Raw genomic sequence first — 25,167 nt, 5'->3', positions numbered from 1 at the left:
CCCTTCTTGTTGCGGCGCTGCCTACTCGCAGGGAACATAGACCGTGAGCGTATCGCGGAACAGCACGCGGTAGCTCGCCCGGATGGCATCCAGCATCTGCGGCGTCCATCGCCCGCTCACATCCTCGCTGCCCTCATCGACATCGGGCGGGATGAGGATGGCGGCAAAGCGCCGCTGGCGGATATCATCCACCAGGCCGCTCTGATCCCACAGGCCGCTGAAGGCCACCGGCCCAAAGCCCGAGGGGTCGTCGTAGCGCAGCGGCTTGCCCACCATATACAGCAGGCCGGGGTCATCGGCCAGCACCTCGCCAGGCACGCTGCGGATGAAGGCCACATAGCGCTCGGGGGTCTCGCGCAGCACCAGCTCGCCGCCGTACCAGGCGGGCGGCGTGGCGCACAGCCACAGCTGCAGCGCCACGGCGGCGGCGACCAGCGCGGCCAGCGGCGGGCGGCGCAGCGCGTGGCCAAACACCACGCCGCCGCCCAGCGCCAGGGCCAGCAGGCTCTCCAGCAGGTGGTTGTGGTTCGCGCCAGTCTTGCCCGCGCCCAGCAGCGTGAACGGCACCAGCAGCAGATAGCAGCCCAGCAGCGGGGCCACCGGCTCGCGCCGCGCCAGCGCGAACACGCCCAGCGCCAGCAGCAGCATCGGCCAGTAGGGTGCCAGCAGCGCGACATACTTCCCCATCAGCTGCAGCGACCACGCCGCATTGCGGTGCTGGGTCCAGATGTGGAAGGTGAACTGCCCGCCCGACCAGCCATCCAGCAGCAGCCACACGACGCCCACCATCAGAACGTAGCCGAGGCCAAATGCCAGCGTGCGGCGGCTGGCCGCGCGCCAGAGGCCAGCGCTGCGATCGCGCCCGTAGACCGCCAGATCGGCCAGCAGCATTGCGCCGCCAGCCGCCAGCGGCGCGGCCAGCGCGGTCTGCTTGGTGAAGAAGGCCAGCGCAAAGCACAGCGCGGCCAGCAGCCCCAGGCCCGCCGCGCGCCCGCCGCGCCGCAGCGCCAGCCCGGCGCACAGCAGCCCCAGCGCAGTCCACAGCAGGGCATACATGTCGGGCTTGATGCGGGTGGCCCACAGCGCGAAGGGCGGCGCGCTGATCAGGAAGATCACCGCCAGCAGGCCGCCAGCCCACGAGCGCCCGCCATACCAGGCCAGCGCGCCCGCCGCCAGCAGCACCAGCGCGCCCGCCGCCAGCGAGACCACCCGGCCCGACCAGAACACATGCGGCCCGGCAAACTGGTCGGCGAAGCCCAGGATGAGCGGGTGCCACGGCGGGTAGGGCGAGGAAACAAAGGCGTAGCGCTCGAACGGCTGGTACAGCGCCTTGCCCAACCACAGCAGGTGCGCCTGCGAGAGCAGCGTGCCCTCTAGCCCGTCGGCGGGGTAGGGGTACAGCATCATCCTGCTGATCCAGCGCAGCCAGCGGGCCACCAGGGGGTAGGCCAGCCACACCAGCCCGCCCGCCCCCAGCAGATAGGCGGCCAAGAGCGGCGGCGCGAGCCTTCGCCGCCCTGCCGAAGCAGCCGAATCGGCCATATCACAGATCTCCCCTACTCACATGCCTGCGCTGGTAGCCAGCCCGCACGATTATACCAGTGTATTGTGCCGCACCTCCCAGGGCGCAGAGAGCGCCGCGTAAGGCGCTATACGCCGGGCAAACTTATGGTATAATCAATTCGTCCGCACATCATAGCCTACAGTCCCGGTGCTCTTTCAACTGCCGCTCGTGTACCCATGCGCCAGCATCAGGCACGAACTGCGGCCTACGGCAGGGGTTTCCACTGCCAGCATATCGCCACCGTCTAGAGCGCGCTACCCTGTAGCTTTGTTCGCGCCGTGGAGAAAAGCCTAGCACACGCTAGGACCGCATATGAATGAGGCGCCGCTATCGCCGCGCCGGAATGAGCAAACGTCACGACTCGCCCAATGGTTATGTAAATCGAAAGCACAAGCGCAAGAGCGCTTGATCCGATCACGTCGGTTCGACCGTGCGTGTGGGCAGGGATCTTCTGTGTTTTACGCACAGGCAGGGTGTCTGTGCGCCTAAAAGCCGCGCCAATAGCTCGCGGCAGATGAACAAGGGGTAGCTACGTTGAGCGCAGAACGACTACAGAAAGTACTGGCAGCAGCTGGGATCGCCTCACGGCGCGATTGCGAGGAGCTGATTGCCGCAGGCCGCGTGACGGTGAATGGTAAGGTGATGCACACATTGGGCGCACGAGTCGACCCCGAGGCCGACCAGATCCTCGTTGATGGCGCACCGCTGAAAAAGCCGCAGCCGCGCACCTACATCATGCTGAACAAGCCCACCGGCGTGATCTCCACCGCCGAGGACACCCACAACCGCCCCACCGTGGTGGAGCTGGTCGAGAGCGAGTCGCGGCTCTTCCCCGTCGGTCGGCTCGACCAGGACAGCGAGGGCCTGATCCTGATGACCGACGACGGCGCGCTAACCCAGCGGCTGACCCACCCCAGCTTCCACGTGGAAAAAGAGTACCGCGCCCTGCTCGACCGCGCACCCGATGCCGATGCGCTGCGCGACTGGCGCGAGGGCGTGGAGATCGAGGGCGAGATGACCGCCCCGGCCTGGGTCGACCTGCAGGAGAAGACCGACGACGGCGCGTGGGTGCGGATCGTGCTGCACGAGGGCCGCAAGCGCCAGATCCGCGAGGTCGCCAAGCTGCTGGGCTACGAGGTGAAGCGCCTCATCCGCGTGCGCGAAGGCTCGCTGACCATCGGCGATCTGCCGCTCGGCCAGTGGCGGCTGCTGACCGACGCCGAGGTCGAGGGCCTCTGGCAGCACGTGGGCGGGCGCCCATCCGAGGATGGCGATGCCGCTGGCGCGGACGCGCCATTCCGCCGCCGCCGTAGTATCGTGGCCATGGGTGGCTCCGACCGGCCCCGCCGCGACTTTGGCGACCGCCCCCAGCGCGACTTTGGCGACCGCCCCCAGCGCAGCTTCGGCGACCGCCCCCAGCGCGATGAGCGGCCCCGCCGCGACTTTGGCGACCGCCCCCAGCGCGACTTTGGCGACCGCCCCCAGCGCAGCTTCGGCGACCGCCCCCAGCGCGACTTTGGCGACCGCCCTCAGCGCAGCTTCGGCGACCGCCCCCAGCGCGATGAGCGGCCCCAGCGCGACTTTGGCGACCGCCCCCAGCGCGACGACCGGCCCCGCCGCGACTTTGGCGACCGCCCTCAGCGCAGCTTCGGCGACCGCCCTCAGCGCGATGACCGCCCCCAGCGCAGCTTCGGCGACCGGCCCCAGCGCGACGACCGGCCTCAGCGCAATTTTGAGGATCGCCCTCAGCGCAGCTTCGGCGATCGGCCCCAGCGCGATGAGCGGCCCCGCCGCGACTTTGGCGACCGCCCCCAGCGCAGCTTCGGCGACCGCCCCCAGCGCGACGACCGGCCCCGCCGCGACTTTGGCGACCGCCCCCAGCGCAGCTTCGGCGACCGCCCTCAGCGCGATGACCGCCCCCAGCGCGACTTTGGCGACCGCCCTCAGCGCAGCTTCGGCGACCGCCCCCAGCGCGATGAGCGGCCCCGCCGCGACTTCGGCGACCGCCCTCAGCGCAGCTTCGGCGACCGCCCCCAGCGCGACGACCGGCCCCGCCGCGACTTTGGCGACCGCCCTCAGCGCAGCTTCGGCGACCGGCCCCAGCGCGATGAGCGGCCCCGCCGCGACTTCGGCGACCGCCCCCAGCGCAGCTTCGGCGACCGCCCCCAGCGCGATGAGCGGCCCCGCCGCGACTTTGGCGACCGCCCCCAGCGCAGCTTCGGCGACCGCCCCCAGCGCGACGACCGGCCCCGCCGCGACTTTGGCGACCGCCCTCAGCGCAGCTTCGGTGACCGACCCCAGCGCGATGAGCAGCCCCGCCGCGACTTTGGCGACCGCCCTCAGCGCAGCTTCGGCGACCGCCCCCAGCGCGATGAGCGGCCCCGCCGCGACTTCGGCGACCGCCCCCAGCGCGATGAGCAGCCCCGCCGCGACTTCGGCGACCGACCCCAGCGCAGCTTCGGCGGGCGGCCCAGCAGGCCACAAGGCGGGCGCTCGTTCAGCGGCGGCCCAGGCCGCAAGTTCAATGGGCCAGATCGCCGCCGCAAGTAGGCATCGCAGCTCATAAGCAAAGCAGAAGACACTCAGATACATTCTGGGTGTCTTCTGCTATTATAGGCAACAAAAGAGCGGGATAAGCGTCAAAGATACGGCGCTACTACCAGCTAACACGATCTTTCTTTTCCAACAATAGTATCGCTGATCTCACGATCCCAGCGCTATTCTGAAAGAAAAGCAGCTATGAACACCATTATGACAATAACATGGCTCACATTCCAAGAGGCGCGCCGACGGCGTGTGGCGCTGGCCGCCCTCGGGCTAGGGCTGGTGTTCATCATGCTCTACGCCATCGGCTTCAGCTATGTCCATAGCGAGGCCAGCGCGAAGATGACTGGCAGCACGCTCTTTTTGCCCCAGATGCACAATTTCCTCGTGCTGGCGGGACTCTACGTCGTCCACTTCCTCACGATCATGCTGGCGATCTTCGGCTCGGTCGACACGGTCTCTGGCGAGATCGCCACGCACACCATCCAGACAATTATCACCAAGCCGGTGCGGCGCTGGCAGGTGCTGCTGGGCAAATGGCTGGGCTACGCGCTGATGCTGTGCGGCTACCTGGCGCTGCTCAGCGGCGGCATTCTACTGTCCGCCTACGCTATCGCCCGCTACACCCCACCAAACGCGCTCCAGGGCATTGCCCTGCTGATGCTAGAGGCGCTGCTGCTGATCTCGTGCTCGCTGCTGGGCGGCACGCGGCTCTCCACGCTCACCAACGGCGTGCTGCTGTTTATGCTCTACGGCCTAGCGTTTATCGGCGCGTGGGTCGAGCAGATCGGGTCGCTGTTCGATTCGGATGCGGCGGTGAACATCGGCATCATCTCCAGCCTGCTGATGCCGGTCGAGTCGGTGTGGCGGCGGGCAGCCTACCTGATGCAGCCCGCGATTTCCAACAGCATTCCCTCGCCCTTCTCCAGCGCCTCGATACCCAGCCCGGCCATGGTGATCTACGCCGTGGCCTACGGCGTGATCATGCTGGTGCTGGCCCTGCGCCAGCTGGAGAAGCGCGACCTATAGAAAAAGCCGAGGCGATGTGCCTCGGCTTTGCGTTACGGCAGGCGGCGCTAGGGGATGCTGACCAGCGATGTGGTGAAGGGCAGCTCGGGGTTGGGCGGGGTGCCGCGCCGGTTGAACTGCGAGTTCACCACCAGCAGCCGGTCGCCCCACTTGGCGATAGTGGTGGGGTAACGGAACGACGAGCTGGTGAAGCTGCCCACCTGCTTGCCCGAGGAGAGATCGGCGGCCAGCTCTAGCTTCACGATCAGGCCCAGGCTGTTGCGTGTGACATACAAGGTGCTGCCATCCAGCAGGATGCCGTCGCCGCTGGTCACGCGGTCGCCGCCCGCCAGCGGAATCTCGGCCACCTCCTTGCTGGCAGTGGCGATGCGGAACAGCTTGCCCGTATTGCTCTGCACCACCACCAGGTATTTGCCATCGGCGGTGGACGTGATGCCGTTCAGGTTGAAGCCCTGGGTATACTCCAGCGCGGTGCCGCGGAAGTCGAGCCAGTAGGAGAACTGGTAGACGCCCTGCGCATCCGGCGCGACGCGATAGAGGATGGGCGTGTTCGAGTCGGTGGCGTAGATCGCCCCGTCGGGCGTCACGGTGATGTCGTTCACGAAGGTGCTGGCGCTCAGGCCGTTCCAGAACTCGCTGAGCAGCCGCCCGGTGATCGAGTCGTACATCCAGATCTTGCCGGTCGCGCCGCCCGCGATCCACAGGTAGCCCTTGGCATCCACCTTCATGCCGATCGCCGTGGTGCGGCCATCGGCGCCGCCCGGCAGAAACACCGACAGCCCGCGCTCGGGCCTGCGCACGTCGCCGCGATAGACCGCGCCGTTGGCGGTGCTGCCCACAAAAAGCTGGCCGTTGACGGGGTGGACCGCCACCCCCTCGGGGAAGACCACATCGGCTGCCGGGAATGCGATCGGGGTGGCGGGCGGCTCGGCCTGGGTGCGCTGCGCCACCACATCCGGCGCGATGCCCAAGAAGCCGATCAGAACCGCCAGCGATGCCAGCGGGCGGGCGAGATTCCGAATCTTCATTGGCCCCTCTTTCGCTACATACCGTCTCCTGCCAAGGATGCAACAAGATGTGTGCCACCGCTAGGCCTAGCGCACTGGCGTTCGCACGATTCAGCGGCGCAGAAAGGCCGCCGGTACGCTGCACCATACCGGCGGCTCAACGATGCGTTCGGCTACTGCTCCAGCGTGCTCAGGTCGCCCTCGGGCAGGCCGAGCGCGCGCGATTTTAGCACGCGGCGCATGATCTTGCCCGAGCGTGTCTTGGGCAGCGCGGAGACGAAGTTGATCGCCTCGGGGCGGGCGATTGGGCCAAGCTCCTTGCCCACGTGCTTGCGCAGCTCCTCGGCCAGAGCGTCGCTGGCCACCTGGCCCTGGCGCAGGATGACGTAGGTGTGGATGGCGTTACCCTTCACCTCGTGGGGCAGGCCGATGGCCGCCGCCTCGGCCACGGCAGGGTGCGAGACCAGCGCCGACTCGATCTCGGCGGTGCCCAGGCGGTAGCCCGAGACCTTGATCACATCGTCGATGCGACCGATCACCCAGAAGTAGCCGTCATCATCCCTGCGCGCGGCGTCGCCCGCCGTGTAGAGGCCGGGCAGGCGCGACCAGTACTGCTGCACGTAGCGGTTCGGGTCGCCGTAGATCGTGCGCAGCATGGCGGGCCAGGGCGTCTTGATCACCAGCAGGCCGTCGTCGTTGGCGCTGGCGGGCTGGCCCTCCTCGTTCAGCACATCCACCTCGATGCCCAGGAAGGGCTTGGTGCCCGAGCCGGGCTTGAGCGGGGTGGTGGGGTTGGGCGTGATCATGAACGCGCCGGTCTCGGTCTGCCACCAGGTGTCCATGATCGGGCAGCGCTCGTGGCCGATCACGCGGTGGTACCAGCGCCAGGCCTCGGGGTTGATCGGCTCGCCGACCGAGCCAAGCAGGCGCAGGCTGGAGAGATCGTGCTTGGCGGGCCACTCCTCGCCGAAGCGCATCAGGCCACGCACAGCGGTGGGGGCGGCGTAGAGAATGGTGACACCATACTTTTCCACGATGCTCCACCAGCGGTCGGGGTTAGGGAAGGATGGCGCGCCCTCGTAGATCACCTCGGTGGCGCCCAGGATGAGCGGGCCGTAGACGATGTAGGAGTGGCCGGTGATCCAGCCGGGGTCGGCGGCGCACCAGTAGATGTCGTTCGGCTTGATGTCGAACACCAGCGCGAGCGTGGCGGCCACGCCCACCTGGTAGCCGCCGCAGGTGTGCACCAGGCCCTTGGGCGAGCCGGTGGTGCCCGAGGTGTAGAGCATAAACAGCGGGTCTTCGGCATCCATCGGCTCGGTCGGGCACGGCTCGTCCATGCCGGGCTGGGCGGCCAGCTCGTGCCACCACACGTCGCGCCCTGGCTTCATGGGCACGTCGTGGCCGGTGCGCTGGAACACGATCACGCGCTCGACCACATCGTGGGCGCGGTCCACCGCCTCGTCGGTGATCTTCTTCAGCTCGACGATCTTGTTGTTCATCCAGCCGCCGTCGCCGGTGACCAGCACCTTGGAGCGGGCATCCATGATCCGCGAGTAGAGCGCATCGGTGGAGAAGCCACCGTAGACCACCGAGTGCATCGCGCCGATCTTGGTGACGGCCAGCATGGCGAACAGCAGCTGCGGCACGCGCGAGAGGTAGATCGTCACGCGGTCGCCCTTGGCCACACCCTGCGAGCGCAGCACGTTGGCGAAGCGGTTGACCTCGGCGGCCACCTGGGCGTAGGTGTAGGTGGTCGTCTCGCCCTGCTCGCTCTCGAAGATGATCGCCACCTTGTCGCGGTTCGGCCCGGCGGCGTGGCGCTCGACGGCGTTGTGGACAATGTTGGTCTTGCTGCCGGTGAACCATTTGTAGAAGGGCGCGGCGGAATCGTCCAGCACCTTCTCCCAGGGCGCGAACCAGTCGAGGTAGCGCGCGGCCATATCGGCCCAGAACTGCTGCGGCTCCTGGATCGTCCACTGGTACAGATCATCGACGTTCGAGAACCCCTTCTCGCGCGCGTAGGCCAGAATATTCGAGTGCTCGACCAGATCCTGGGGCGGGTAGTAGAACTTCGGATCGTCCTGAGCGCCGCCCGACGCGGCGCTAGTGGGTGTCGCATCAACAGTCATTGTTGGCACTCCTCAGCTCATTAGGGGATGTCGGCAGCGTTAGTGTACCAGAAATCGGCCTGGTTTGGTTGCAGAGCTGCGCCAGCTTTCACAAAGAAGCTGGCGGCCAGCCCGATGCGCGGCCAGCCGCCAGCCTGCGCAGGCCGCGCTAGCGCCGCGCCGGGGCCAGGTCCTCGGGGGCGATCGGCTCGGGGTAGTTCTCGCCGGTCTCCTCCCAGATCTTGGTGGCGTGGGTCTCCTTCAGCAGGATGGAGCCGATCACCACGGTGATCAGGGCCACCGCGATCGGGTAGGCCAGGCCAGCGTAGATGTTGCCGGTGGATGCGCACAGCGCCAGGCCGATCACCGGCAGCAGGCCGCCGAACACGCCGTTGCCAATGTGGTAGGGCAGCGACATGGAGGTGTAGCGGATCTTGGCCGGGAAGGCCTCGACCAAATAGGCCGCGATCGGGCCGTAGACCATGGTGACGAACAGCACCTGGATGAACACCAGCAGGATGAGCAGCGGCATGTTCGGGCTGGGCGCGACCGGCGCGGCCACCAGCTGCCCCGCCGCATCCAGCGTCATCGGCGTGAGCGTGATCGCGCCCGTCAGCGGGTTGGTCTGCGAGGTGAGGCTGACGATATTATTGCCCGCCGCCCGCTCCATGGCCATGTAGATCGGGTAGTACGAGATCAGCGCCAGCAGGCAGCCGCCCATCATCAGCCACTTGCGCCCGATCCGATCCGAGAGCGCGCCGAACACCACGAAGAACGGCATGGCCAGCAGTAGGCCCACCGCGATGATCACGTTGGCGGTGTTCGGCTCGATCTTCAGGATGGACTGCAGGTAGAACAGCGCGTAGAACTGGCCGGTGTACCACACCACGCCCTGGCCCGCCGTCGCGCCGAACAGCGAGATCAGCACGCGCTTCCAGTTGGCCCAGTTGCCGAAGCTCTCGCGTAGCGGGCTTTTGGCCGTCTGGCCCGTGGTCTTCAGGTGCTGGAAGATCGGCGACTCCTTCATGCGCAGGCGGATGTAGAGCGACATGATCACCAGCAGCGCCGAGAGCAGGAAGGGGATGCGCCAGCCCCACGCGGCGAAGGCTTCCTTGGGCATCATGGCCTGCACGATCAGGATGACGGCCAGCGAGATGAACAGGCCCAGCGTGGCCGTGATCTGGATGAAGCTGGTGTAGAAGCCGCGCTTGCCGTCGGGCACGTGCTCGGCCACATAGGTGGCCGCGCCGCCGTACTCGCCGCCCAGCGCCAGGCCCTGAAGCACGCGTATCAGCAGCAGGATGATCGGGGCGGCGATGCCGATAGACCCGTAGGTCGGCAGCAGGCCGATCAGCGTGGTCGCGCCGCCCATGATCAGCAGCGTAACCAGGAAGGCGTACTTGCGCCCCACCATGTCGCCGATGCGCCCGAAGAACAGCGCCCCGAACGGACGCACGATGAAGCCCACCGCGAAGGTAGAGAGATAGGCGATCAGGGCCAGGATGTCGTTGCCCTTGGGGTAGAACAGCGGGGAGATGATCGCGGCCAGCGACCCGAAGACGTAGAAGTCGTACCACTCGATAACCGTGCCAGCGGCGGATGCGCCAATCACCGACCAGATCTTGCTCTTCTCAACCTGGCCGGTCTGAAGCGCCGGTGCGTGTGCAGCCATCGCAGAGCCTCCTCTTCTTCTCCCTGGCCGCACGCCATCGCGCGGCCAGCGCCCACATGCCTGTGCCCACGCGGGCGCAGGGGATGTCGTTCTATGCCAATACGGCGGGGTGTGCGCACGGCAGCGCGCAGCCGCGTAGGGATGCCACAGTCCAAGGCATATGCGTTCGGAGGGCCAAAGGGGTGCGACGCCATGCTGAGCAAGGCCAACCAACGACAGCGATGTCATCTTAAAAAGGAGCGCTGGATCTGCCCGTATGATAAACGAGGTTGCGCGCAAGATCAAGATTCACCGCAAAGGGGAGGAGAGCGCCGATTCACCACGAAGACGCGAAGGGGGCGAGAGGACCGATTTACCACCAAGACTTCAAGACTCCAAGAAAAGGAAAAAACGACCCACAAAGGCGCGAAAATTCAAAAAAATGGAAGCCTTCGCGCCTTCGTGTCTTCGTGGTAAGAATGCTCCGGTGGATCAAACCTAGCCACGGGCTACTGGCCGCTGTCCTCGTCGCCCACGATCTCCAGAAACAGCTGCTCCAGCGAGGTGCGCCGTGGATTCAGGGCATAGAGAGGGGTGCCGCTCTGCACCACGGCCTGGGCGATCTGCGGCAGGCGCTGCTCGCCATCCACCACTAGCTCCAGCGTGGTGGCCCCCTGCGGCGCGCTGGCCGCCGTGGCGGCGGCGGGGTCGAACCGGGCCAGGCCCTCGATCTGGGCCAGCTGGGCCAGCAGCTCGGGCGGCAGGCCGCCGGTGGTGAGCGTCACCTGGAGGTGGTCGGGGTGGAAATCGCGCAGCGTGAGGGTGCGCAGCACGCGCCCCTGGCGGATGAACGCCACCCGGTCGCAGGTGGCCTCGACCTCGCCCAGCAGGTGCGAGTTGAGGAACACCGTCGCGCCCCTGGCCTTCAGCTGCTGGATGACGCCGCGCACCAGCAGCCGCCCGAACGGGTCGAGCGCCGAGGTCGGCTCATCCAAGAACACCAGGTCCGGCTCGTTCAGCAGGGCCTGGGCCAGGCCGATGCGCTGCAGCATGCCCTTCGAGAAGCCCGCCAGCGGGCGCTTGGCCTGCTCGGCCAGGCCCACCTCATCCAGCAGCTGCGGGATGCGGCGGGCGCGCTCGGCGGGGGCGATGCCATACAGCCGCCCGTGCAGGTCTAGGAACTCCGCCGCGTGCAGCCACTCGTGGAAGCGGAAGTGCTCGGGCAGGAAGCCCACCCTGGCCATCACGCGGGCGTCGCCCGGGCCGCCGCCCAGCACCTGGGCCGCGCCGCCGCTGGGCCGCACCAGGCCCAGCAGCATCTTCACCGAGGTGCTCTTCCCCGCGCCGTTCGGCCCGAGGAACCCAAAGACCTCACCCCGTGGTACATCCAGGGTGAGGTCGGCCACCGCCAGCTTCTCGCCGTAGCGCTTCTGCAGCTGGCGCGTCTCTATCGCGTATGTTGTCATGCCACGCCTATGCTGGGCGGCGAGGCCACGCGGCCACGCCGCCCGCTGATCTTCCCCTAGCGCACCGAGGAGGCCACCGCCATCAGCTCGTTGTCGTTCAGGCCGGTGGCGGCCAGCACGTAGAAGGTGCTGCCGTGCTGCCAGTAGACCGCGCCGTGCTGCTGGCCCGTCTCGCTATCATACGCGGCAAACAGCAGGCCCTTGCTCTCGCCGATGCTCACCTGCTGGATCTGGCTCACGCCTGCGGGGAATGGTACCAGCAGCGTGCTGCTCCAGTCAATCGACTGCGCCATGGCCGTGGCCTTGTCCGCCGGGGTGCCCAGCACCTGCAGCGCCGCGCTGCCCAGGTCGGCCAGGTTCACGCCCTCGGGCAGGGCCACCTCGGGGCTGCGGCCCTGGGTGAGCGTGACGGTGTAGGCGCTAGTGCTGAAGGTAGACTCGACCAGCGGGTCGACCTTCACGGTGATCGGCTGCTGGCCCAGCGCGTCGGGCAGGCTCACGCTGGTGATATTCAGCGCGCCCAGCACGCTGCGGGCTGTCTCGACATTCACCTGGAAGCTGGCGCTCTGCTGGCCCCAGACCTTGTAGCTGGTCTGCGCGGCGGGCGCGGGCAGGGCGGCGGGCTGGGCGGGCGTGAAGCCCACCGCGCCAGCGGCGGCGGGCAGGTCGCCCACCGTCTGCGGCGTGCTGCTGCCGGTGGTGGTGGGCTTGGACACGAACAGGTTCTCGGGGTCGATGTTCAGGCTCTTCAGCTGCTCGGCCCGCTCGTCGGTGATCGGCACGAACACCACCTGCTTCACACGGAAGATCTGCAGCAGGTTGGCGGCGGCGGCCCGCACCGGCGGCAGGGCCAGCAGCAGCGCGAAGGCGACCACGACGGCGGCGATAGCGGGCCACGTGCGGCCCGACTGCTTGCGTGAGAACATGGGTCTAGCTCCTTGGCTTGTGCGCGCCGCCTCGGCGGGGCGCATATGGGCGGCGCGAAACCGCACGAGCGCGGCATCGGCATCGGGTAGGGCGGCGGGGGTCAGGTAGGCCTCGGCGGCGCGGGCCGCGCTGGCCAGCTGGCCCAGGGCACGGCTGCAGCGCTCGCACTCGGCGATGTGCGCCGCCAGCGCCGCGCGCTCAAGGCTGGGCTGGGGCGAGTCGAGGTAGGCGCGCAGCTGGCCTTCATCGGGACAGGGCATGGCAACTTCCTTTCGGCTGGCTAGGCGACGCCAGCAGGCTCGGGCTCAAACGCGGCGACGAAGGCCCGCTCGGCGCGGGCCAGCAGCGTGCCGACCGAGCCGGGGGACACATGCAGGATCTCGGCAATCTCGGCGTAGGCCAGCCCGGCGTAGCGCAGCAGCAGCAGGTGCGACTGCCGCTCGGGCAGCGCGGCCAGCGCCGCGCGCACCTGGCCCTGCCGCTCGGCGCGCAGGAACTCGCCCTCGGGGCCGTCGGCGACACCCGCATCCAGCCGACCCACGAGCTCCAGCCGCTCGCGGCTGCGCCGGGCGCTGCGCAGGGCGTTGTAGCCCCGGTTCAGGGCCACCCGGCACAGCCAGGCCGCCAGCGAGGAGCCAGGCCGCAGCTGCGGCGGGTCGCTGTAGAGCGCTAGGAAAGTCTCCTGCACCAGATCCTCGGCCTCCTCGCGGCTGGCCACCAGGCCGTAGGCCACACGGTAGACCGGCCCGTAGTAGGCGAGGAACAGCTGCTCGAAGGCTTCCTGCTCGCCCCGCCGCGCCCGCTCGATCAGTTGTAGGTCGCCTTCGCTCACGCGCTCGTTGCCTCGCTCTGCTGCTTCTGCTACAACAACACCGCCCGCCCTGATTTTGTGACAGGGCGGGCGGGCATGTGCGGGCATGCGGCATGCAGCCTAGCTGCCAGCGTTCTCTAGGCGCACCAGGGCCTGCTCGCCAGCGCGCAGCAGATCTTCGATCGTCTGGTAGCGCATGACGCTCTCCCAGACCAGGCCACCCTGATCCAAAATGCGGATGTGCGTGCGGGTCTCCATATCGAGGCCCAGCTCGACCCAGCCGCGCGACGAAACCCAGTCGGACAGGCGTGGGTAGGCGGTGGCATCTATCTGGCTGGTTTTTACCGGCATGGCAGCCTGCGTGGGCTGCTCGCCAAGCGCGAGCTTTCTCTCGTCACGCTCGGCCTCCTCTCGCGAGATCTTGCGAACTTTTGGCATGGCTCTTGTCCCAGTTATTTAAGGGGGTTGGTATACGGCGCGATCATAACAGCTTCGTGATGTCTTGGCAAGGCGGGGGCTGGCGCGTCGGGGCGGTGGTTTTTTTGGGGGGGCGCGGTTGAAATCCCCCTAACGACAGTAGTATAATGCAGCATGTGCCTGCCTGCAGGGTGGTGCAAAGCCTCTGGCTCCGCTGATCCGGCCTGATCTGATGGCGCGCAGCGGGCTATTCTTCCCTTTGCGGTATTCGTTCTTTTACCCCTTGGTATCTTGGTGGTGAATCGGTTCGTATCCTCACTTCGAGCCTTCGTGGGATTTGTCTTTTGTGTTCCTTGGTGCCTTGGTGCCTTGGTGGTGAATCGGCTTCTCTTCGTGGGATTCGTCTTTTGTGCTCCTTCGCGTCTTTGCGTCTTCGTAGTATGCATTTTCTGATCGTCAGTCGTCTCTTGTCTTCCTTCGTGGCGGGCCGTTTGTTTGGTGGTGCATGCCCTGTGCGGGCGGCACCAAGGGCTCCGCGCCCTTGGATCCCCGCGAGGGGCGTTGCCCCTTCGAACCCCAATTTTGGGCCTTCCTATACTGACCGCAGGCAGCTCATGTTCGTGCATATGGCCAGCTGGCACCAGCAGCACCTTCGCCGCATGGGCCAAGTGAGTAGGGAGCGCTTTGGGGAAAGCCCTGTGCAAGTCGGGGAAGGCCTTGTGCAAGTCGGGGAAGGCCCTGTGTAGGTTGCCCTCTTTCAAGCAGGCCAGCTGAACGAAGAAGATAGCGCAATCCAGCAACCCACAATAGAGACAACACGCGAAATCAAAGCGAACCTTCCCACCTAGCCCATGCGGCGAAGGTGCTGCTGGTGCCAGCTGGCCATATGCACGAACGTTAGCCGCCAGGAAACGGCATTGGAACACCTCAAATTGGGGGTTCAAAGGGGGCGATGCCCCCTTGCGGGGTTCCTAGGGGCTGGCCCCTAGGCGCTGCCCGCGCAGGGCATCCACCCACTTCATCACCACCACCGCCATCAACGAAGAAGTACACCAACGTCGGACTGTAGACAACAAAATATTGCCTACAGTCAACTGGGGGAGCCTCTGTGTAAGTTGGGGGAACCTCTGTGTAAGTTGGGGGAACCTCTGTGTAAGTTGGGGGAACCTCTGTGTAAGTTGGGGGAACCTCTGTGTAAGTTGGGGGAACCTCTGTGTAAGTTGGGGGAACCTCTGTGTAGGTTGGGGGAACCTCTGTGTAAGTTGGGGGAACCTCTGTGTAGGTTGGGGGAACCTCTGTGTAGGTTGGGGGAACCTCTGTGTAGGTTGGGGGAACCTCTGTGTAGGTTGGGGGAACCTCTGTGTAGGTTGGGGGAACCTCTGTGTAGGCAAAATATAAGGAGAAGCTATGCCTAAGAACGCAACGAAGAACAAGCTGGAGTCCGCGCGGGTGACACTGGGCAACATCGACGAAGATGAGGAGCTGAGGACCATACTCGCAGCAGCGGGCTACGCCGCGCCCGAGCTTGCCCACGGGCACACGCTCTACGACACCGTCCAGCAGCTGATCATCGCGAGCAACGCCGCCCAGGGGGCCAAGCTAAGCGCGACCAAAGAGGTGGTAGCGCTGCGCGACCTCGTGGAGGATCAGGCCAAGATGCTGGCCCAGATGGCGCGCACGATCTTCGCGAGCGATGCGGAGGCGCTTGAGACGCTGGGGCTGCGCAAGAAGGCCGCCGACCGCAGCCAGGCAGCCTTCCTGGCCCACGCCCGCCTGCTCTACGATGGCGCGCTGGGCAGCCCCAAGATCCTAGATGCGCTGGCCAAAGTGGGATACCCCAAGGAGCGGGTCGAGGCCTGCCGGGCCAAGCTGGCCGAGCTAGAGCAGGCCGACATCGCCCAGGAGAAGCGCAAATCCGAGGCCGAGCAGCACAGCGCCGCGCAGAACGCCGCGCTCGACGAGCTGGAGGGCTGGCTGCAGCGGCTGCGCGGGGTGGGCCGGTCGGCGCTGGCCGGGCGCAAGGATCTGCTCAAGAAGATCAACCCCTAGCGCACGGCAGGGGCGGTGGCAATGCCACCGCCCCTGCTTGCGTTCACCATCGTGTGTCTGCTACTCCCACATATCATCCTCGATATTGGAGCCTGCCAGCCTGATCGATAGAGAAGGCTGCTCCCTAGACAACGCTGTCCGCCACTCCTGCGCTCTATCTTCCTCGCCGCCTATCATACCAGAAAAACGCGCTAGGGCCGCAGCGTGCTGATCCACTGCCCCACCATCTCCAGCAGCGAAGGCTCGGCGTAGCGGGCTGCCGCCTTGGGCCGGGGGGCCGGGGCCTCGGGGGCGTGGCTGCGCTGGCAGCTGGGGCAGCGGTAGATCTGCTCGCTGACCACGCTGGTGAACAGGCCGCCGCAGTCGGCGCAGGCGTGGCGGTGGAGGCTGTCGGGCAGGTGGTAGGTCTGGTGGGCGTCGCACCACATGGCGATAGAGGCGCACTTGGCGCACAGGTGGATGGGATCCTCGTCGGTGCCGCCCTCCATCCGGCGCAGGTAGCGGTCGCCGATCGGGCCGAACTCGTTGCAGACATTGCAGACCACCACCCAGCCGTATGATTTATGTTGGTAGCTCATCTTCTCACCCCTGTCCCTTTGCACAGCGTCGTGCGGGAGCATCCACCATGATTCTCGACCGCCCAGCTTCGCTCGATGTATCTGGCTCTATTGTAGTGTGCACTATTGTTAATTTCAAGGTTCTTTTGTGCACAATTTCTAAACTATCGCGCTAAAAGTTGTACATGTTGTACAAAGATAGGGCATGCAAAAACAGTGCCAGCGCGGCGGCGGCGGATGCCGCAACGGCGGTAGAACGCGGCGATGCCCCAGCCATGGGCTGGGGCATCGCTGATGTTCGAGCTGCGGGGGATGGAGCTAGCCGAGCGACTCGACCACGTGGTGCGGGCGGATGATCAGGATCACGCGGCTATCGTTGCCGGGGCCGTAGGAGTCGGCGCCGGTGTACTTCTTGGCCAGCGCGTCGATGTGCGCGCCCGCGCCCTCGGTGCGCAGTTCGGCCACGCGCCCGCGCACCGAGACCCAGCGCATGGGGTTGTGCGCATCCACCACGCTCACCGCCACCTCGGGGTTGCGCTCGACATTGGCCAGCTTCTGGCGGCCAGTGGTGGCGGTGTTCACCAGCACGGCGCTGCCGTCGTCGGCCACATCCACCCACACCGGGGTGCTCTGCGGCGAGCCATCCTGCATCAGGGTGACGAAGTGGGCGATCTGCGGCTCTTTGAGGAGCTGCACGGCGGCGGCGGAGAGATGGTCGGCCTTGGGCATAGGGTTCCTCTTCCTGGGTAGGTGCGCCTAGGGCTGCTTAAGCTTGGCGATCACGTTTTTGCTAAACTCGGTGATAAACTCTTCCTGATTACGCCCGACATTGTGGATGTGGATCTCGGTGAAGCCCAGATCGACGAACTGCTGGATGTACTCGCGGTGCTCATCCCAGTCGGGGGTGATCAGCATGCGGTTCTTGAAGTGCTCGGGGCGCACCAGCTTGGCGATCTCGGCGAAATCCTCGGGGTTGCGGATGTCCTGCTTGGGGAAGGGCATGCCGCCGTTCGGCCACTCGGCCATGGCGTACGTGGTGGCCTCCTCCTGGGTGCTGGCCCACGACATGTGCAGCTGCAGCAGCTTGGGCATGGTGGCCGGGTCTTTGCCAGCGGCGCGCGCGCCCTCGGCGAACTTGGCCAGCAGCATCTTCAGCTTGTCGGGGCTTGCGCCGGGGGTGATGATGCCATCGCAGTGCTGGCCGGTCCACTTGGCCGTCACCGGCCCGGCGGTGGCCACATAGATCGGCACGGGCTGCTCGGGCAGGGTCCAGAGCTTCACGCGATCCATGGTGAAGAACTCGCCCTTGTCGTGGCGAGCCACCTCGCCGCTGAACAGCTTCTTGATGATGTCGATGGCCTCCTGCATCATCTTCAGGCGGGTGTGGGCCTCGGGCCAGACCCCGCCGACCACGTGCTCGTTCAGTGCCTCGCCGCTGCCCAGGCCCAGCCAGAAGCGGCCAGGGAACATGGCGCCCAGCGTGGCGGCGGCCTGGGCCACCACCGCCGGGTGGTAGCGGAACGAGGGGCATGTGACGCCCGGGCCAAACGAGACATTGCTGGTCTTCGCGCCCAGCGCCGCCATCCAGGCCCACACGAAGGCGGCCTGGCCCTGGGCGGGCACCCAGGGCTGGAAGTGGTCGGCGGCCATCACGCCCTGGAAGCCGTGCTGCTCGGCCAGGATGGAGTAGCGCAGCAGGTCGTTGGGGGCAAACTGCTCAAGCGCAGCCGCGTAGCCAATAATCGTCATGGGTGTGCCTCTCTAGCTAGATGGTTCTCGTGCGACAAGAATCGAGCGGATCTGCGCGGCGGCGGCACCAGCGTGGTGCGGCGCCGCGAGGCGGAGCGCGTCCTCCGGGCGGTCGACATCGAAGGCAAGGCCGGGCAGGTGCAGCGTAGCCACGCCCAGGCCATGGGTGCGGGCGGCCCGCTGGTGGCGGGCCAGGCTGCGCGCCCCGAAGAACAGCGGGAAGCCCAGGGGCAGCGGGGCGACCAGCGCGTTGGTGCCGCCGTCGTCGGCGGCGGCCAGGGCCACCGCCGCTGGACCGTCCAGTAGTGTGGCCAGCTCGGCGGGCTGGGCCAGCGGCAGGTCGGCGAAGAGCACCAGCACACGGCCAAAGCCCTCGGCGGCCAGATCTGCCGCCGCCGCCGCCAGCGACCCGTTGAGGCCGTGGCCGTAGTCGGGGCGCACGGCGGCGCCGCAGCTGCGGGCCGCGTCGGCGGCGCGCGGGTCGGATGTGAGCACGCTCACGGCGGCGACGCCGGGGGTGGCGTGCAGGGCGGCCAGCACATCGGCCAGCATGGCCAGCACCAGCTGCTGGCGCTCGTGGGGGGCCAGCAGCGGTGCCAGCCGCCCCTTGGCCAGCGCCAGCGACTTGACGGGGACGAGCGCGTGCAGCATGGGCCGCCTAGGCCGCCACCGCGCCAAGCGCGGCCAGGGCCAGCTGGCGCTTGGCCGCAGCGTCGCGCATGATCGTGTCGGCCACCACCACATCCATGCCCAGGGCGCGGATGGGATCAGCCAGCGCGGCATCCACCTGGTCGATCACCATGGTGCCCACCAGGCCACGGTAGCACTGGGCCACGCCCAGCGCCGAGACCTCGTAGCCCTGCGCGCGCATGAGCGGCGCGGCAGGCCCCTTGATCGCCGCCCCGCCCACGATCGGGCTGACAGCCACCACGCGGTCGCGGGCCTGCTCGATAGCGGCGCGCACGCCGGGCACGGCCAGGATGGTGCCCACGCTCACCAGCGGGTTGCTGGGCGCGATCAGCACCGCCTCGGCCTGGGCGATGGCGTCGAGCAGGCCAGGGGCGGGCTTGGCCTCATCCACGCCCTCGAACACCACGCCCAGCACCGCATCCTGGGCGCGGCGCTCGACCAGATACTGCTCGAAGTGCATCTGGCCCGCCTCGGTGAGAATGTGGGTCTCCACGTGCTCATCGCTCATGGGCAGGATGCGCACCGGGCAGCCCAGCGCCACGCGGAACTGCTCGGCGATCTGCGTGGGGGTGAGGCCCGCCCGCAGCAGCTCGGTGCGGCGGATGTGCAGCGCCAGATCGCGGTCGCCCAGCTTGAACCAGCTGGGGCCGCCCAGCCGCGTGAGCATGCCCATGCACTCGTCGGTGTCGCCCGCGATGCCCCAGCCCATGGCCGGGTCGATCAGGCCCGCCAGGGTGCATGTCACAATATCCACATCGGGCGAGATCGCCAGGCCATAGAGCGTAAAGTCATCGCCGGTGTTCACCACCGCCGTCACCTGCTCGGGCGGCACCACCTGCACCACGCCCTCGATAAAGCGCGCCCCGCCGACCCCACCGGCTAGCACTACCACCATAGAAAACCTCCGCTCTAGAACATATCGGGAAGCCAGGGCTGCGGGCCGCTGAAGGCCAGGGCCAGCGCGGCCAGATCCTCGGGCGGGCCTTGCAGCGCGCCAGCGCGGGCCTGGTCGAAGGGGCTGATGAAGCCGGTGTAGAGCGCGGCCAGATCGCGGATGCCCATGCGCACGCGCCCGCTGCCGCCGCGCTCGGCCACGCCGCGCCCATCGGCCACGCGCAGCACCAGCGGGCCGCTGTTCTCGGGGAACAGGTCGTCATCCACATGCAGGTGCAGCTCGGCGCTCACACCCTGGGCGTAGCCGCGCGCCGCCAGCGCGGCGGGCACATCCAGGATGCGCAGCATCAGGTCGATGCGGAAGAACACGCTCTGGTTCTGCTCGGGCAGCAGCAGCAGCAGCGGGTCGTTTGGCGCTGCGGGGAAGCGCGCCTTCTCCAGCACCGAGCGGTGGTCGGCCAGCACGCTGAGGATGCGGCGGCCAGCGGCGGGCGTGAGCGCCACGGCGTCCTGCACCACCACCGGCTCGCCGCGCTGGGCGTGGGCGAAGATCACGTAGCCCTCGGGCACGCCGTCGCGCTGCACCAGCAGGGCGTAGGATGGCTTGCCCGCGCCGCGCAGCATGCGCTGCCAGTAGAAGTCGGGCCGGTCGATCCAGCCGGTGCTGCGGCTGGCCACCTGGGCGTAGATCTGCTTGAGCGTATCGATCTGATCTGCGCCCACCGGCACCGTATCGAGGGCGTGGTCGCGCACGCCGATCGCGGCCAGGTCGATCTCGTAGATCGTGCGCACGGCGGCCCGCTCGAAGCCGGTGCGGCGGTAGAAGGCGGTGGTGGCCGGGTAGAGCGTGGCGATCGGCACGCCCAGGGCGCGCTGCTCGGCCAGCATCTGGCGCAGCATCCACAGGCCCACGCCGCCGCCGCGCTCGCCGGGGGCCACGCCCACCGCCGTGATGCCCGCCGTGGGCACCACCCGCCCGCCCACCCAGTGGCCGAAGGGGATAGCGCCCATCGCGGCGGCGATCTGGCCGCCGCGCCGCACCACGCGCATATGATCGGTGCCCAGCGCCTCGGCCCACGCCGCAATGCCGCCGGGCGCGAAGGCCAGCGCCTGCTCCAGCATGGCATAGATCGGCGCAAGCTCATCCTGGCTCGGTCGCGTGAAGGAAAGGTTGGCTGTGTCTGCCATAGTCTCGTCGCTCCTTTGCTTGTCGGAAGAAGGCCAGCGGCGGTCGGGCTAGTCGAATCGCACCACCAGCTGATCGAGCGGCAGGCGCTCGCGGCGCACCGGCTCGGCGGCGGCGTAGCCCAGCGTGATCAGGGCGTGCGGGATCAGGTCGGGGTCCAGGCCCAGCGCGGCCACGGCCACCGCTGGGCAGAACAGCGGCGCGCACATCCAGCCGCTGTCCAGGCCCAGGCTCTGGGCCATCAGCAGCATGTTCTGCACGGCGCAGCCCAGGCTCTGGGTGGCCATCAGCGCCTCGGCGGCGCTGCGCGTCACATCGGGGTATTTATCCAGGTCGGCCAGGTAGAGGCAGGGCATCACCAGGGCGGGCGCGCTGGCCACGCGCTGGTGCGAGTTCTGCGCCCGCCGCTCGATCATCGCGGCGTCCTGGCCGTCGTAGGCCAGCTGGCGGCGCCACTCGGCCCCCATGGCCTCGGCCAGGGCCAGCTTCGGCTCGGGGCGGGTGAGCACCACAAAGCGCCAGGGCATACGCCCATGGGGCGAGGGCGCCCAGCGCGCCGCCTCCAGCACCTGCCAGATCAGGCCCGGCTCCACCGCGCGATCTTGAAAGCGCCGCACGGTGCGGCGGGCGCGGATGGTCTGCGCGAGATCGCTCATGCGCGCACCTCCTCGGTTCTAGCGAAACAGGTCGCGCTCGGGCGCGCGCACCAGCGGCTGCGCGCCCACATCGGATACGGCGTAGGCGTAGCCACGGATGACCGCGACGGGCACCGCGTCGATCTTGCCCATCACCAGCTCGGCGGCGGAGGCCAGCTCATCGGCCACGGCCAGGTTGCTGGCGCGCAGCAGGTAGCCGCTGCGGTCGTGCTGCCCGGCGTAGTTGGAGAGCGGCTCGATCCCCGCCGCGCCGATCGCGATGTTGGTCTGGCCCTCGCGCCAGGGCCGCCCGAACGAGTCCGAGATGATCACAGCCACATCCAGATCGAGGGCGGCGCGCAGGCTATCGCGGATGCCGCGCGCCGAGGCGTCGGGGTCCACCGGCAGCAGGGTCACGTGGGTGCCGCCATCCACATTCGACTCATCCACGCCCGAGTTGGCGCAGATAAAGCCGTGGTGGGTCTCCGTCACCAGCACGCCGCGGTCCATCTTCACGATCCGGCGGGCCTCGCGCAGCACCACCTCGTAGTAGCTGGCGTCCTTGTGGCCCTGCGCCGCCGCCATGCGGGCCATATGCGAAGGCTCCACGCCCTCAGGCGAGACCACACGGCCCTCGGCCTTCGAGACGATCTTCTGCGTCACCACCACCACATCGCCAGCCTCAAGCGCCAGGCCCTGGGCCTGCAGCGCCGCCAGGATCACCGCATCCACCTGATCGCCAGGCTGGATCTCGCCAATGCCGCGAAGCGGAATAATACGAATCTCGGACTGCATACGGCACCTACCGATGTATCTCAGAAGAAAAGGAAAGACGGAAGTCGCCAAGCGAGCGCATGCTGCGCCGAGAAGCTTCCGTCTCTGGCCGAATATGTCGATTTGTGCGTTCGCAGCCATTGTACCACGCTGGCGCGGCGTGGCATTCGGGCGAAATGCCGATCGGCAGCGCGCGATCCGCTTTGCGGCCCGTTGTTTTCTTGACACCGGCGCACTTTCCCCATAGACTTCTGCCAGCCACACACCGGATGGGAGGAACCCCTATGCGCGCGCACCAGCTATGGGTCGGGACATCTATCGCCGTGGTCGCATGCTTGGCCGTCGGCTGCAGCGACCCAGCCCAGGTCGGGGCACCCGCCACGCAGGTGCCCACCCAGCCCGTGCCCACCGCCGCCATCCAGCGGGGCAGCCCGCCCGCCGACACGCTGCGCTGGTCGATCGAGGGCACCACCGACATCGCCTCGCTCGACCCCAAGGATGCGGGCGACAACGCCAGCGTGACCGTGGTGAACTTCATCTTCGGCGGCCTGGTGCGGCTGGACGCCAACCTTGAGGTAGCGCCAAACGATGCCGACACCTGGGATGCCAGCGCGGATGGCAAAACCTACACCTTCCACCTGCGCGATGGCCTGACCGACGCCAGCGGCGCGCGGGTGACGGCCAGCGACTATGTGCGCTCGCTCAACCGCGTGATCCAGCCGGGCAGCGGGGGCTACAACGCCGCCGAGCAGCTGGGCCGCATTGTGGGGGTGGCCGAGGTGGCGGCGGGCCACGCCACGGTCGCGTCGGGCATCCAGGCCCTGGATGCGCAGACGCTGCAGATCGCGCTCACCACGCCGTCGGCGGTGTTCCTGCAGCAGATGGCCTTCCCCGCCGCGGTGATGGTGCCCCAGCGGCTAGCCGCCACCGAGAAAGCCTGGCAGCACGCCTATGGCACCGGCCCCTACCGCGTCAGCGAGTGGAAGCGCGGCGAGTCGATCACGCTCGACGCCAACGAGCGCTACTGGCAGGGCAGGCCGGGCATCAGCCACATCGTCATCCGGTTCAGCGCCGACAGCATGGCAGCCTACCAGCGCTACCTCGGCGGCCAGCTAGACGTTATGGGCAGCATCCAGAACCCGCTGCCCACCGCCATGATCATTGCCACCAGCAGCGCCCCCGACTTCCGCACATCCAATGCGCTCAGCACGCACTATGTGGGCTTCAACAACCGCCAGCCGCCGTTCGACAGCGACCATTTGCGTCGCGCCTTCGCCCTAGCGCTCGACAAGCCAGCGCTGGTACGCGACGTGCTGCACGGCGAGGCCGCCGTGGCCAGCCGCATCCTGCCGCCCAAGATGCTGGGCACCAACATCGCGGTCAGCCCGCTGCAGTTCGACCCCGCCGCCGCCCGCGCCGAGCTGGCCGAGGCCGGGTTCGCCGAGGGCAAGGGGCTGCCCCCGCTGACGCTCACCTACGCGCCCGAGGGCGGCGAGAACACCGTGGTGGTGCAGTGGATGCAGCAGCAGTGGCGGCAGCACCTGGGGGTGGAGGTGCGGCTGGAGGCGCTGGATAGCTCGGCGCTGGGCAAGCGCATGGATGAGACATGGAAGACACCGGAGAAGGGCATGCAGATGTACTACAGCATCTGGATGGCCGACTACCCCGACCCGCAGAACTTCCTCTCGCTCCAGCTGGCATCCACCTCGCCCAACAACAACGGCCACTTCAGCGACCCCAGCTTCGACCGGCTGGTGGCCGAGGCCGACGCGCTGGCGTCGCGCGGCCAGATCAACCGCAGGCTGCTGCTCTACAACCAGGCCGAGCAGATCGCCATCGATCGGGTCGGCTGGCTGCCCATCATCCACACGCAGGCACATATCCTGCTGAATCCCCGGGTGCAGGGCGTGACTCTGACCCCCAATGGGCTGGTGGTGGCCGATTGGACCAAGCTGAGGCTCGCAGCTGTACCCTAAGAAATCACTCTTGACAAAACAGAAAATCGTATTACTCTTTATGAAAGCATTTCCATGAAAGTTCGTGGCGTGTTTTCCAACATCGTCTGGTAGGATTCAAGGATGAAAGTTGTGCGGAGCAGCACAATTTACGATGTGGCCGAGCAGGCGCAGGTGAGCATCGCCACCGTCTCGCGCGTGCTCAACGCCCCCGAGCGCGTGAACGTGCAGACCCGCGAGCGCGTGCAGGCCGCCATCGCCTCGCTGGGGTTTGTGCCACGGGCCGACGCATCGGCCAGGGCGCGCAAGAGCACCTGCCGCATCGGCGTGCTTGCCCCCTTCTTCTCCTACTCCTCGTTTGTCCAGCGGCTCCAGGGCGTGGCCGAGGCGCTCTCCGGCTCGCAGTATGATCTCACTATCTACAACATCGACACCGCCGCCCGGCGCGATCTCTACCTCTCACACCTACCCATGACCCGGCGGCTGGATGGCCTTGTGATCATGGCGCTGCCCTTCGACGAGCAGTATGTCGAGCAGATCCAGGCCCACAACCTTGAGGCGGTGCTGGTGGAGGTGAGCCACCCCAAGTTCTCAAGCGTCGAGATCGACGATTTCTCGGGCGGGCGCATGGTGGCCGACTACTTTGTCGAGCGCGGCCATCGGCGCTGCGGCTTTATCGGCGACAGCCACGTGCCAGCCTACGCCATATTCACCAGCTCGAAGCGGCTGGATGGCTACCGCGCCGGGCTGGAGCAGCGCGGGCTGCAGCTGCCCGACGATCTGGTGGGCTTGGCCCCCTACGGGCTGGAGACCGCGCGCCAGACCGCGACCGAGATCCTGCAGCGGCCCGACCGGCCCACCGCCTTCTTTGTCTCCAGCGATACCCAGGCCATCGGGGTGCTGCGCGCCGCGCGCGACCTGGGCCTGCGCGTGCCCGACGATCTGGCGATCATCGGGTTCGACGATATCGAAGTGGCCGACTACATCGGCCTGACCACCGTACGCCAGCCGCTCAACGAGTCGGGGCGGGTAGCCGCCGACCTGCTGCTGGCGCGGATGAACGACCGCGAACGCCCAGTGCAGCGCGTGCAATTGCCGCTGCAGATCATCCATCGAGCAACCGCCTAGCCAACACATACCAGCACACATCC

Annotated in this window: 20 protein-coding genes and 1 pseudogene; 5 read left to right on the top strand and 16 right to left on the bottom strand. The window is 67.4% G+C overall.

The genetic code is table 11. From position 1 onward, the window contains the following. Positions 1-21: 21 nt before the first annotated feature. Complete coding sequence (locus F8S13_13840) at positions 22-1,542, bottom strand: hypothetical protein (GenBank protein ID KAB8142632.1); 1,521 nt, start codon at positions 1,540-1,542, stop codon at positions 22-24. Between the two features lie 556 nt (positions 1,543-2,098). On the opposite strand from F8S13_13840, the pseudogene F8S13_13835 reads away from it, so the two are divergent. Together F8S13_13835 and F8S13_13830 are read left to right on the top strand one after the other, a co-directional pair. Further along, positions 2,099-3,175, top strand: a pseudogene (locus tag F8S13_13835) (pseudouridine synthase). A gap of 1,128 nt (positions 3,176-4,303) precedes the next feature. Next, positions 4,304-5,137 carry an ABC transporter permease gene (locus F8S13_13830; protein KAB8142631.1) on the top strand — a complete coding sequence of 278 codons (834 nt, stop codon included), beginning with the start codon at positions 4,304-4,306 and terminating at the stop codon, positions 5,135-5,137. Between the two features lie 47 nt (positions 5,138-5,184). On the opposite strand, the gene F8S13_13825 is transcribed toward F8S13_13830, so the two are convergent. The 7 genes from F8S13_13825 to F8S13_13795 form a co-directional block, all read right to left on the bottom strand. Beyond that, entirely contained in the window at positions 5,185-6,165 is a 981-nt protein-coding gene (locus tag F8S13_13825) for a superoxide dismutase (protein KAB8142630.1), read from the bottom strand. Between the two features lie 152 nt (positions 6,166-6,317). Beyond that, the gene (acs, locus tag F8S13_13820; protein KAB8142629.1) at positions 6,318-8,276 is read right to left on the bottom strand and encodes an acetate--CoA ligase; all 1,959 of its coding nucleotides are present in this window, start codon (positions 8,274-8,276) and stop codon (positions 6,318-6,320) included. Positions 8,277-8,424: 148 nt separating this feature from the next. Continuing rightward, positions 8,425-9,927 (bottom strand): MHS family MFS transporter, encoded by a 1,503-nt coding sequence (locus F8S13_13815; protein KAB8142628.1) that lies wholly within the window; start codon positions 9,925-9,927, stop codon positions 8,425-8,427. Between the two features lie 488 nt (positions 9,928-10,415). After that, on the bottom strand, positions 10,416-11,372 hold the full coding sequence (locus tag F8S13_13810) for an ABC transporter ATP-binding protein (protein ID KAB8142627.1): 957 nt from the start codon (positions 11,370-11,372) through the stop codon (positions 10,416-10,418). 56 nt (positions 11,373-11,428) lie between these two features. Further along, on the bottom strand, positions 11,429-12,559 hold the full coding sequence (locus F8S13_13805; GenBank protein ID KAB8142626.1) for a zf-HC2 domain-containing protein: 1,131 nt from the start codon (positions 12,557-12,559) through the stop codon (positions 11,429-11,431). Between the two features lie 20 nt (positions 12,560-12,579). Then, positions 12,580-13,218, bottom strand: coding sequence for a sigma-70 family RNA polymerase sigma factor (locus F8S13_13800; protein KAB8142625.1), 639 nt, complete (start codon positions 13,216-13,218; stop codon positions 12,580-12,582). 12 nt (positions 13,219-13,230) lie between these two features. Further along, on the bottom strand, positions 13,231-13,548 hold the full coding sequence (locus F8S13_13795) for a hypothetical protein (GenBank protein KAB8142624.1): 318 nt from the start codon (positions 13,546-13,548) through the stop codon (positions 13,231-13,233). A gap of 1,386 nt (positions 13,549-14,934) precedes the next feature. Here F8S13_13795 and F8S13_13790 point away from each other — a divergent pair. Continuing rightward, on the top strand, positions 14,935-15,576 hold the full coding sequence (locus tag F8S13_13790; GenBank protein ID KAB8142623.1) for a hypothetical protein: 642 nt from the start codon (positions 14,935-14,937) through the stop codon (positions 15,574-15,576). 191 nt (positions 15,577-15,767) lie between these two features. On the opposite strand, the gene F8S13_13785 is transcribed toward F8S13_13790, so the two are convergent. The 8 genes from F8S13_13785 to cofE form a co-directional block, all read right to left on the bottom strand. Further along, positions 15,768-16,154, bottom strand: a complete 387-nt coding sequence (locus tag F8S13_13785) for a hypothetical protein (GenBank protein ID KAB8142622.1) — start codon at positions 16,152-16,154, stop codon at positions 15,768-15,770. Between the two features lie 297 nt (positions 16,155-16,451). Beyond that, a complete protein-coding gene (locus tag F8S13_13780; protein ID KAB8142621.1) occupies positions 16,452-16,862 on the bottom strand; it encodes a PPOX class F420-dependent oxidoreductase in 411 nt (136 codons plus the stop codon). 27 nt (positions 16,863-16,889) lie between these two features. After that, positions 16,890-17,882 (bottom strand): TIGR03557 family F420-dependent LLM class oxidoreductase, encoded by a 993-nt coding sequence (locus F8S13_13775; GenBank protein ID KAB8142620.1) that lies wholly within the window; start codon positions 17,880-17,882, stop codon positions 16,890-16,892. Positions 17,883-17,894: 12 nt separating this feature from the next. Next, a complete protein-coding gene (cofC, locus tag F8S13_13770; GenBank protein KAB8142619.1) occupies positions 17,895-18,665 on the bottom strand; it encodes a 2-phospho-L-lactate guanylyltransferase in 771 nt (256 codons plus the stop codon). After that, positions 18,541-19,467: a 2-phospho-L-lactate transferase gene (locus F8S13_13765; GenBank protein KAB8142618.1), complete on the bottom strand. Its 927-nt coding sequence runs from the start codon at positions 19,465-19,467 to the stop codon at positions 18,541-18,543. The genes cofC and F8S13_13765 overlap by 125 nt, the downstream gene beginning before the upstream one ends. A gap of 14 nt (positions 19,468-19,481) precedes the next feature. Further along, positions 19,482-20,654: a GNAT family N-acetyltransferase gene (locus tag F8S13_13760; GenBank protein KAB8142617.1), complete on the bottom strand. Its 1,173-nt coding sequence runs from the start codon at positions 20,652-20,654 to the stop codon at positions 19,482-19,484. A 48-nt stretch (positions 20,655-20,702) separates the two neighbouring features. Further along, positions 20,703-21,308, bottom strand: coding sequence for a nitroreductase family protein (locus F8S13_13755; protein ID KAB8142616.1), 606 nt, complete (start codon positions 21,306-21,308; stop codon positions 20,703-20,705). 18 nt (positions 21,309-21,326) lie between these two features. Continuing rightward, on the bottom strand, positions 21,327-22,082 hold the full coding sequence (gene cofE, locus F8S13_13750) for a coenzyme F420-0:L-glutamate ligase (protein KAB8142615.1): 756 nt from the start codon (positions 22,080-22,082) through the stop codon (positions 21,327-21,329). A 263-nt stretch (positions 22,083-22,345) separates the two neighbouring features. Here cofE and F8S13_13745 point away from each other — a divergent pair, with 263 nt between their 5' ends. Beyond that, entirely contained in the window at positions 22,346-24,037 is a 1,692-nt protein-coding gene (locus F8S13_13745; GenBank protein ID KAB8142614.1) for a peptide ABC transporter substrate-binding protein, read from the top strand. Positions 24,038-24,139: 102 nt separating this feature from the next. Beyond that, positions 24,140-25,144, top strand: coding sequence for a LacI family transcriptional regulator (locus F8S13_13740; protein KAB8142613.1), 1,005 nt, complete (start codon positions 24,140-24,142; stop codon positions 25,142-25,144). Positions 25,145-25,167 lie beyond the last annotated feature (23 nt).

This window comes from Chloroflexia bacterium SDU3-3, assembly GCA_009268125.1.
Lineage (GTDB): Bacteria > Chloroflexota > Chloroflexia > Chloroflexales > Roseiflexaceae > SDU3-3.
Note: the sequence above shows the minus strand (reverse complement) of the source record. Positions and strands in the feature narration are given on the sequence as shown.